Genomic DNA, 9,178 nt, shown 5'->3' with positions numbered 1-9,178 from the left:
GCTTCGCTTCCCCCTCAGCGCTTTATTAAATTAACAACCTTTCTTGCCTTTGTCAACACCTTTTGAAAAAAAATTTCCTACGCCCCAACCCCAAATTCCCCCAATTTCCCTCCCAGTCAACACTTTGGACGCTAAAAAAATTTTTGATTGACCGATTACGGTGGGGCGCTCAAGTCGAGTTAGGCTTGGGCGCGTTGTTTTTGAAGGGCGCGTGGATATGGCTAAGGGCATGTTGCCGGGTTGGCTACAGGTTGATGAGCTGCTGCGAGGGTGGTTGCTGGAGGATTTGGGGCGGGGCGATCGAGCAACGTTGGCGGTGGTTCGAGGTGCAGCACAGGAGCCATGGGGACGGGCGACTTGGATTGCGAAGGCTGAGGGCGTGATTGCTGGGCTGCCGATCGCGGGGCGTGTTTTTCAATTGCTGGACGATCGGGTGGTGTGGGGTGCTGAGGTGGAGGAAGGTGTTGCCTGTGTGCCTGGACAACTGTTGGCTCAGGTGTCAGGGCCACTGGAGGCGCTTCTCAGCGGCGAGCGGGTGGCGTTGAATTTGGTGATGCGATTGAGCGGGGTGGCAACGCTGGCTAGTCAGTATGTGGAGCAACTGGCTGGACTTCCCACGCAGCTAGCGGATACGAGGAAGACGATTCCAGGACTCAGGATTTTGGAGAAATATGCGGCTCAGGTTGGGGGTGCGGTGAATCACCGCATGGGGCTGGATGATGCGGTGATGTTGAAGGATAACCACTTGGCAGCGGCTGGTGGGGTGGCAGTGGCGGTGGAACATGTTCGATCGCTCTGTCCCTATCCCTTGACGATCGAGGTGGAAACGGAATCCCTGGCGCAAGTAACAGAGGCGATCGTAGCGGGGGTAGACATCATCATGTTGGACAACATGCCGCTGGCGATGATGCAAGAAGCAGTTGCCATGATTCGCGCGAAGGCTCCTCATATCAAAATTGAGGCTTCGGGCAATGTCTCTCTGGCTACGGTGCGATCGATCGCGCAAACCGGCGTAGATTACGTTTCCACCAGTGCACCGATGACCCAATCTCGTTGGCTGGACATCAGTATGCGTATCCAAAACACTGACACCCAGTAGGCTACCGATATCACCACGCTGCCATGACCACTGAGATCAGGGGTTGATTCGAGGGAGCAAGTGAGCGACTGGACAAAGCGGGAAGCGCGATCGATCAAACCCGATCGATCAAACCCGATCCAACGCACTCTACATAAAGCCACGCTTACCACTGGGCATGATGGTCATCCAGTTGGTCTTAGCAACCGCTAATTGCTCTTCGTCAATTTTGGCCCCGGTCAAGTTCGCACCACAGAAGTTAGCCCCTGAAAGGTTGGCATTCGTAAAATTGGCGTAGCTGAGGTCGGCTTTGCGGAAGTCGGCCTTGGCTAAATTCGCCGTATGGAAATAGGCACGAATGAGCTGGGCCCCGCGTAAGTTAGCCTCTAGCAAGCTGGCTTTGGCAAAGTTTGCTTCTGTTAAGTTTGATCCTTGCAAGTTCGTCTTATCGAGCTTTGACTCTCGAAAAATACAGCCGGATAGATTAACGTTCGGCAGTTCCCCACGACTGATGTTGTGGGCGGCGAAGTCCCGGCGGCCTTTGGCGTAATAGGTTTGAACTTCATTGCCCTTGAGCCATGGCATGGGTCCACCGGCTTTGGGTTTGTTGCCGCCGCTCACCCGACCGCTGTTGCCGGCTGCCCCCGATAAGGAGCTACCCGTGCTGAGACCGCCGGTTAATTCAGGGCGCGATCGACGGGCACGGATGGACTGGGCTAAACGAGAGGTGTTGTTGGCAACGGGCGGCCCGCCAAAATTTCCTCCCATAGAAGGACGGGTTGGCTCGGTGCTGACCGGTAGCGCCATACTTTGCGCCAAGTCGTCCATGTAAGGCTCCAGGTCGAGGGCCCGCAGGATGTCTTCGGAACGCTGGTACCGGTTTTTGACGGCAATTTCCAGCATTTTTTTCAGCACATTGGCCAAGTGAGCGCTGATGTGGACGTATTTTTGCCACATCATTTCACCGGTGGTGGGGTGATAGTCCAAATCCTTAGGCGATCGCCCCGTTAGCAAGTAAATGCAGGTTGCACCCAAGGCATAGATATCACTGGCATAAACAGGGCGCAGGGATAACTGTTCCGGTGGAGCATAGCCGGGGGTTCCCACCGACACCGCCGTCAAGGCTGTTTGGTCAGAGACGGGGCCCGTTTGCACCTGATCTTTCACCGCGCCAAAGTCAATGAGAACCAGCCGTTTATCCTGTTCCCGTCGAATGAGGTTATCCGGCTTAATGTCTCGGTGGATCACCTTATTGGAATGGACGTATTGCAGGATGGGCAGGGCTTCGCTGAGAAATTGCCGAACAGCCGCTTCACTGTAGGGGCCGTTCTTTTTCACTTCACCCTTCAGGGTCATGCCATCCACAAATTCCTGAACGAGATAGAACTCCTTATCCCGCTCAAAAAAGTTCAGGAGTTGGGGAATTTGGGGATGATTGCCAATTTTGCCTAGGGTTTTGGCTTCCCGCTGGAAAAGATTACGCGCCATTTCAAACACATGGGGCGCGGTGGTGGCAGGTCGTAATTGCTTAATGACGCACTTGGGGCTACCGGGCAGGGAGATATCTTCTGCCAAAAACGTCGCGCCAAACCCCCCCTGGCCAAGGGCACGGAGGATGCGATAGCGATCGCCCAGTAGCAACGATGAGCCGCAAGTTTGACAACGTTCGGCCTCGTCGGGATTTTCGGGGTGGGGGCAGGCAGGGTTTAGGCAATAGCTCATCCGGCATCACCAAGGATTGCAGAGTCGATCCGGTTGCGGGGTCGATGCGTTGCAAGCCCGAGCAGCATCTTTCATCTCTACGATACCAAAGGCGCTCATCGTTGCACGGGTTTGAAGGAGTCGGGTGGTGGTGACTTTGATTGCTTAAGGATCTCTCTTGCGGATCAGCATCAGCCATTCCCAAACTCAGATAAAGCGTTAATTGGCAGCGTTTTTGGAATGAAGTGGCTGGGGCTGTCTACGTATTCTTTCGGAGCATACGAGTTATCAATGACACAGACAGATTTAGGATTGAGATTTGGGACGACGGATTAGCTTCATCCAAATTTCACACAACCTTGCCATTCACCATGCCATTGACCAAGGCATGATTCGCCAAGGATCAGTCCACTTCGCTGACCTAAATTACGCCCCCGTTCGTCGGGTGGTGATGACTTATGGCAAACGAAGCAGGGGTTGTGATGCTGATTTTGATCGGGCGGGATCCCACAGACACCCGGAAAATCAGCCCTTGGCCCAACCAAGAGCGCTAAGATAGTCCCTTGGCAAACTGCCCTCCGTCTTGGGTGATGGGGTTAGTCGGTTCCCGGAATATCAATTTCCAAAGGGTTATCACCCCTCAGGGAATGGTGTGTTCGATTGTTCGAGTTGCTTAGATTTAGCAGCAATCACGCCTAGTTTCCGGGATGTTCCCCCAGCAGTATGCTCATCCGGGAGCAGTGATGCGCCTCTGACGTTCCTAGCCTACTGTGCTGCTGCGCCAATTGGCTGACCTTTGCGAACACTTTGTAGCTTTGTGGGTGACTTTTGTGGCTCAAGGTGGGTCGCTCAAGCACGCTCAATGATGCCTAAGGGAGGATACCCAACGGGAGATGGCCAGTGGGTGGTGTCCCGTCGGGTTGGGTTAGCCAAGGTTTAGCGGCAGTGGGTTACGCGCCTGGGGCTGGGATGGAACAGAACCACTCCCGTTCTTCGGCTAGTACCACGCCACCTGAAGTATTCAATTCTCGATCGATAGACTGAATTCATGCGTATCTCTTTGAACTGGCTGCGTGAACTGGTCCCCTTCAACGCGACGGCGGAGCAGTTAGCCGAAACTCTTACCTTATCAGGGTTTGAGGTGGAATCCATCGAGGATTTGCGGGCGTTGGCTGATGGGGTGGTGGTGGGCAAAGTGCTCGATCGCCAGCAACATCCCAATGCCGATCGCCTGAGTGTTTGTACGGTGGATGTGGGCCAGGCGGAACCCTTAACAATTGTTTGCGGCGCGAAGAATGTGGCGACGGGGCAAACGGTGGCTGTGGCAACGGTGGGCACCTATCTGCCAGCGGTGGATTTGAAGCTGAAACCCACGAAGTTGCGGGGGGTTCCTTCGGCGGGCATGATTTGCTCCCTGAGTGAACTGGGCCTGGAGAAGGAGTCGGAAGGGATCCACGTGTTTGCGGAGGGCGAGTCTCTGGCGGCGGGGATGGATGTGCGGCCGCTGTTGGGGCTGGACGATGTGATTTTGGACGTGACTTCAACGGCAAACCGGGCCGATGCGTTGAGCATGGTGGGAATTGCCCGGGAAGTGGCGGCGCTGGTGGGGGGTGCGGTGATATTGCCGCCAACCACGGCGACTTTGCCCGATCACCTGGGATCGGGGGTGACGGTGCGGGTTAGCGAATCCAAGGCTTGTCCGGCCTACGTGGGAACGGTGATTGAGGGCGTGACGATCGGCCCGTCGCCGGATTGGTTGCAGCGCCGCTTGCAGTCGGCGGGCGTGCGGCCCATTAGCAATGTGGTGGATGTGACCAACTGGGTAATGTTGGAGTGGGGTCAGCCGCTCCATGCCTTTGATCGCGATCAACTGCAAGGGGTCTGCGGTGGTTCGGAGCTGGCGATCGGGGTGCGTTATGGCCGGGCGGGCGAAACGCTGAAAACTTTGGATGGTCAGGAGCGATCGCTCTCGCCCCAGGCGCTGTTGATTACGGGAAACGATCGCCCGATCGCCCTGGCCGGCGTGATGGGTGGTGAGGAAACGGAGGTTGATAGCAGCACGACCAATTTGCTGTTGGAAGCGGCTCTATTTGAACCGGCGGCGGTGCGTCGATCGGCTCGCTCGATCGGAATCCGCACGGAGGCTTCCACCCGCTATGAACGGGGTACCAATCAGGTGGAATTCGGTTTGGCTCTGCAACGGGCGATCGATCTGATTCTGCAATTGGCGGGTGGACAAGTGGTAGCCCGCGACCAGGCCGATGCTCGTCCGCCCCTAGAAACCTTCAGCCGCACTCTGAATCTGCGGCTCGATCGCTTGCACCAAATCCTGGGGCCCCTGCAACCGCCCGAGGGTGAAAAGATTGATGAAGCTAGCGACCTGCGCGACTTTGTGCCCGCCGAGGCCGTGGAACAAATCCTGAGCAGCTTGGGTTGCCAACTGCGTGTGACCACCGCCGGAACCCCCGAAGGTGGCGGCCGCGAGTGGGAAGTGATCGTGCCGCCCTATCGCTATCGAGACCTGGAGCGGGAAATTGACCTAATTGAAGAAGTGGCTCGCCTGTTTGGCTACAACCGCTTTTCGAGCACCCTGCCGCCCAAGAGCGAATTTGGCTGCTTGCCGCCAGACATCGCCCTGCTGCGTCAGATTCGGGAACTGTTCCGGGCGGAAGGCCTGACGGAACTGATGCACTATTCCCTGTGCAAGCCAGCGGGCGGCCGCCAAGTGACCTTGGCCAATCCCCTTTATGCGGAATATTCAGCCCTGCGCACGGAGCTAATTTCCGGTCTCGTGGATGCCTATCAATACAACCTGGAACAGGGCAATGGCGGACTGAACGGCTTTGAAATTGGCCGTGTGTTCTGGTCTGAGGAGGATGGACTGTTTGAGGCAGACAAGCTCGGCGGCATCCTTGGGGGCGATGTGCGGCGCGGCCGTTGGACAGCGGGCGGCAAGGAATCACCCCTGACTTGGTATGAGGCGAAGGGCATTTTAGAGGCGGTGTTCGATCGCCTGAATCTGTCAGTGGAATACCAGGCCGATCGCGCCGATGCTCGGCTCCATCCAGGGCGTACCGCTTCCCTCTGGCTGCGGGGCAACCGCCTAGGAACCTTTGGTCAACTGCACCCGGAGCTATGCCAAGCGCGGGATCTGCCCGCTGAGATTTACGTGTTTGAGCTGGATCTGGAAACGATCTACAAGGTGGCGATCGACGATGCACCGCCGCAACCGAAGTTTGCGCCCTATGCTACCCTGCCCGCCAGTAGCCGCGATTTGGCCTTCTTTGCGCCAACCAAGGTGACCGTGGCCGAGCTGGAGCGCACCATGGCCAAGGCTGGCCGGCCTTTGCTGGAACAGGTGGAGCTGTTTGATGAATATCGGGGCGATCGGGTACCGGAGGGGCAACGCAGTTTGGCCTTCCGCCTGCTCTATCGCAGTCCCGATCGCACCTTGACCGATGAGGATGTGGAACCGTTGCACCAAAAGGTGCGCGATGCCATTACCGAGAAGTTTGGGGCGACCCTCCGCAGCTAAGGATCAGGACAACCAACCCGCGGCCTAGCGAGATCGGGAAAGGGTGAGCAAACTGGCCACCCGATCCACGATCGCCTGGCTCACCAATCCATTGCCCAACTCCGAGAGGTGAATCGAGTCGCGGAAGAGGCCGGATCGGTTAGCCAGCCGCCAATCCGGTAGAAAATCCAGCAGTTCAATGCCCTCCTGGCGGGCAAACGCCACCAGCCGATCGCGGGCCTTGGCCTCATAATCACGCCCTTGGCCCGCCACCTCCCGCACCAGAGGCGTAATCGCCACCAAAAAATCCGCCTGGTTCCCTTGGGCCAAATCACGAATTTGGGCGATCGCGGCCAGGTTCAGCCCCACCCGATCGCCCGGTTCTGGGGGGCGATTTTGCAATTGAGGGGGCATTTGGGGCGGCCGCACCCGCTGCCACAGTTCCAGCCAAGCCAAGGGAGGTTCCCGATCGGGATAGTTGGGATCCAGACCCACCGGCAATGAGGACGGAGCCATCGCAAACAAATCATCGGTATTCAGCAGCAGCACCACCACTTGCGCCGAAAACGTGCCAAAGCGCTGGAGATAGCCCAGCTCATTGCGCGGGCCCCAGGAATTGGCCGAGGCATTTAAAACCTCGATCGGGCGATCGCGCACTTGGGCCGGCAACCGTTGCATCAAGCCCCGCTCCAACAAAGCCCCCATCGTGGCCTCATCATCTGTCCACCAGCCCCCGTTGGCGATGGAATCCCCCAACAGCAACACTCGCGTGGTTCCCTCCCGCAGGGCCGGACTACGCATGGAATAAGCATTCACCGTAATCCGGTTGCCAAAGCGCCGAATTTGCCGATCGGGCTTCAGGCGATACCCCGTGTGGGGATCAGCCACATAAAGCGGTGGGTGACCAAACCCAAATCCCCACCGCAAAACCCCTTCCCCAATTGCAAATAGGGCGATCGCCCCGAAGCATCCCCACAAAAGCCACTGCGCCACAACCATCCTCAACTCCTCAGCCGATAACCACGATCCCCAATTCATGGATCACCCCCGATCCCCCGGTTTCCTCGCATCCTCCGAGCATCCATCACCCACCCCATTCACCTCAAACCGGGGACGATCGAAGACTGCAAGCATGTCATCAAAGCAGAAGAGTCCCACCTTGCTGCTGAATTAGGCGGCCGTTTTCTGTCCGGACTCGCTAAAATCAGTACCGGAAATTTTTACGATTTCGTTTGGCTCCTAGCCCCCATTCAGCAGCGATCGACCGAGCGATCGAGCGCCCGTCCCCTCGCCGGGGCCCGCAACTCCTCGATTTTGTCACCGGCCGATCTCCCCGGGCGAGCTACTTCAATCTTTCGCAACTCTTTCGCAACCCCCACAAGATCATGTCAGACCTCGATCGCGGCATTATGAAATTCAAGGGAGCCGATAGCCCCGTGGCGATCGCCCTCTCTGCCACCTTCATCCTGGGCGGCATCGTAGCCCTGATTGTTTGGGCGCTGCAATCTGCCTACAGCCTGAACTAGCACCCTAGCGCCCTAGACCCCTATCGCTTAGACAACACAAAACCAGCAGCCAGAAGCGGCCGCTGGTTTTTGGTTATTTTGGATGGCTTTTGAATGCCTTCTGGATGCGTCTCAATTCTAGTTAAGCATCGAGCAAAGCAAGCCAGAGGCGATCGCCTAACCCACCCGAGTGCTACACAGGCGTGTTTTTCAGGGGCATCCACCGCAGGGCCCGATCGCCCCCCATTTCCACCACCACCTTCACGCGGGGATCCAGCTTCGGCAGAGCGCAAAGAAACTCAATTTCCTGGCGCGAGAGCACAAACCCTTCCAGGATCCAAATCAGCAAGCCCTTAGAACGGGGCGACAGGCCCGTAAGCTGCGTTTCAATGATGGGCGGAATAAAGTACGTCTGAATGTCTCTCTTGCCCAAGTGGGCGGGACGAACCCCATGCACCCCAGTCAGGTAAGTATTCGGGTCGCCTAAGCCACGCGCCGTCAACTTCACGGCGGTGTAACCATTGGCTCGGATGCGGCGAATATAGCGACCTTCGTAACCCCCTTCCAAGGGCGCATAGAAGGCTAAAGCGCCGTGGGTTTCGAGATCGCGCACCAGGCGCTTACCGTCTGCGAAAAGCGAGAAGACACTATCTTGCAGGGCTACCATAAGCGTTTGCGCGATCGCGCGGAATGCTGGACTAGAGCGATCGACCCCAAACCATTACGGGCTGGTCGATGACCCTAGGCAATCTTACTACGCTCGTTTCAACCACAGGCGGTCGATCGGGCGGGAAATCGATTGCTTTTGATCATGAGTCCGATAGCGATTCGATCAAGCCGCTCAGCCAGCGCTACCCTTGAAGCTCGATCGGGCCGTTAATTCCCAACGACTCGATCAGTTGGTAGCAGCGTTTGGTAGCAGCGTTGATCGATTACCAGTTTTTTCAGGAATTTGACCCGAAAATTCAGTTTGAAACTGAATCGGTCAACAGTTAATGACCTCGCTGATTGGTTAATTCGAGTCCTGTGATTTTGCTTCTACACAACTGACCAAAATGCCAAAGAGCCGATCGAGCGGTTCGATCGCATATTCCCGCAAGTCGATCATTACTTGGTCGCCCCGAAATTCCAGAAACTTCCACAAGGAACCGGTTGTGACCAAACCATAGAGGGGCGATCGCTTATTGCCCCGTTGCCGATTGAAGCGATCAGCGGCAATCAACTCGGCAATACATTGCCCCAAGCCCGCATTCAGAGCTGATTTATAAATCAATTATTAAGCATCTAGAGCAGCCAATCTTCTCACCATCAAATGCATTAAGCAGCCATAGATCATCCCTTCACTCGTCTCCGAATACAACTCATAGTCCTTGCTCAATC

7 protein-coding genes and 1 pseudogene are annotated in these 9,178 nt (G+C 56.6%); 3 read left to right on the top strand and 5 right to left on the bottom strand.

Features of this window, described 5'->3' with window-relative positions:
• Positions 1-217 precede the first annotated feature (217 nt).
• Complete coding sequence (gene nadC, locus VPK24_RS00970; RefSeq protein ID WP_393009921.1) at positions 218-1,099, top strand: carboxylating nicotinate-nucleotide diphosphorylase; 882 nt, start codon at positions 218-220, stop codon at positions 1,097-1,099.
• A 129-nt stretch (positions 1,100-1,228) separates the two neighbouring features.
• Here nadC and VPK24_RS00965 read toward each other — a convergent pair whose 3' ends face one another.
• On the bottom strand, positions 1,229-2,800 hold the full coding sequence (locus VPK24_RS00965; RefSeq protein WP_099531481.1) for a serine/threonine-protein kinase: 1,572 nt from the start codon (positions 2,798-2,800) through the stop codon (positions 1,229-1,231).
• A gap of 1,027 nt (positions 2,801-3,827) precedes the next feature.
• Between VPK24_RS00965 and pheT the strand changes: the two genes are divergently transcribed.
• Positions 3,828-6,314 carry a phenylalanine--tRNA ligase subunit beta gene (pheT, locus tag VPK24_RS00960; RefSeq protein ID WP_393009919.1) on the top strand — a complete coding sequence of 829 codons (2,487 nt, stop codon included), beginning with the start codon at positions 3,828-3,830 and terminating at the stop codon, positions 6,312-6,314.
• Between the two features lie 24 nt (positions 6,315-6,338).
• Here the strand turns inward: pheT and VPK24_RS00955 are convergent, their stop codons facing one another.
• A complete protein-coding gene (locus tag VPK24_RS00955) occupies positions 6,339-7,292 on the bottom strand; it encodes an SGNH/GDSL hydrolase family protein (RefSeq protein ID WP_393009917.1) in 954 nt (317 codons plus the stop codon).
• Positions 7,293-7,525: 233 nt separating this feature from the next.
• On the opposite strand from VPK24_RS00955, the gene VPK24_RS00950 reads away from it, so the two are divergent.
• The gene (locus VPK24_RS00950; RefSeq protein WP_190356298.1) at positions 7,526-7,819 is read left to right on the top strand and encodes a hypothetical protein; all 294 of its coding nucleotides are present in this window, start codon (positions 7,526-7,528) and stop codon (positions 7,817-7,819) included.
• A 172-nt stretch (positions 7,820-7,991) separates the two neighbouring features.
• On the opposite strand, the gene VPK24_RS00945 is transcribed toward VPK24_RS00950, so the two are convergent.
• From VPK24_RS00945 to VPK24_RS00935, 3 genes and pseudogenes are all read right to left on the bottom strand, one after another.
• Entirely contained in the window at positions 7,992-8,465 is a 474-nt protein-coding gene (locus VPK24_RS00945; RefSeq protein ID WP_099531486.1) for an NAD(P)H-quinone oxidoreductase subunit N, read from the bottom strand.
• 345 nt (positions 8,466-8,810) lie between these two features.
• Entirely contained in the window at positions 8,811-9,071 is a 261-nt protein-coding gene (locus tag VPK24_RS00940; RefSeq protein WP_393009914.1) for a hypothetical protein, read from the bottom strand.
• Positions 9,072-9,074: 3 nt separating this feature from the next.
• Positions 9,075-9,178, bottom strand: a pseudogene (locus VPK24_RS00935) (IS5/IS1182 family transposase); the annotation flags it as partial.

The sequence above is a fragment of the Limnothrix redekei LRLZ20PSL1 genome, assembly GCF_043235035.1.
In the GTDB taxonomy this organism is placed as follows: domain Bacteria; phylum Cyanobacteriota; class Cyanobacteriia; order CACIAM-69d; family CACIAM-69d; genus CACIAM-69d.
The sequence above is the reverse complement of the archived record's forward strand: the minus strand, read 5'-3'. Positions and strand labels throughout refer to the sequence as shown.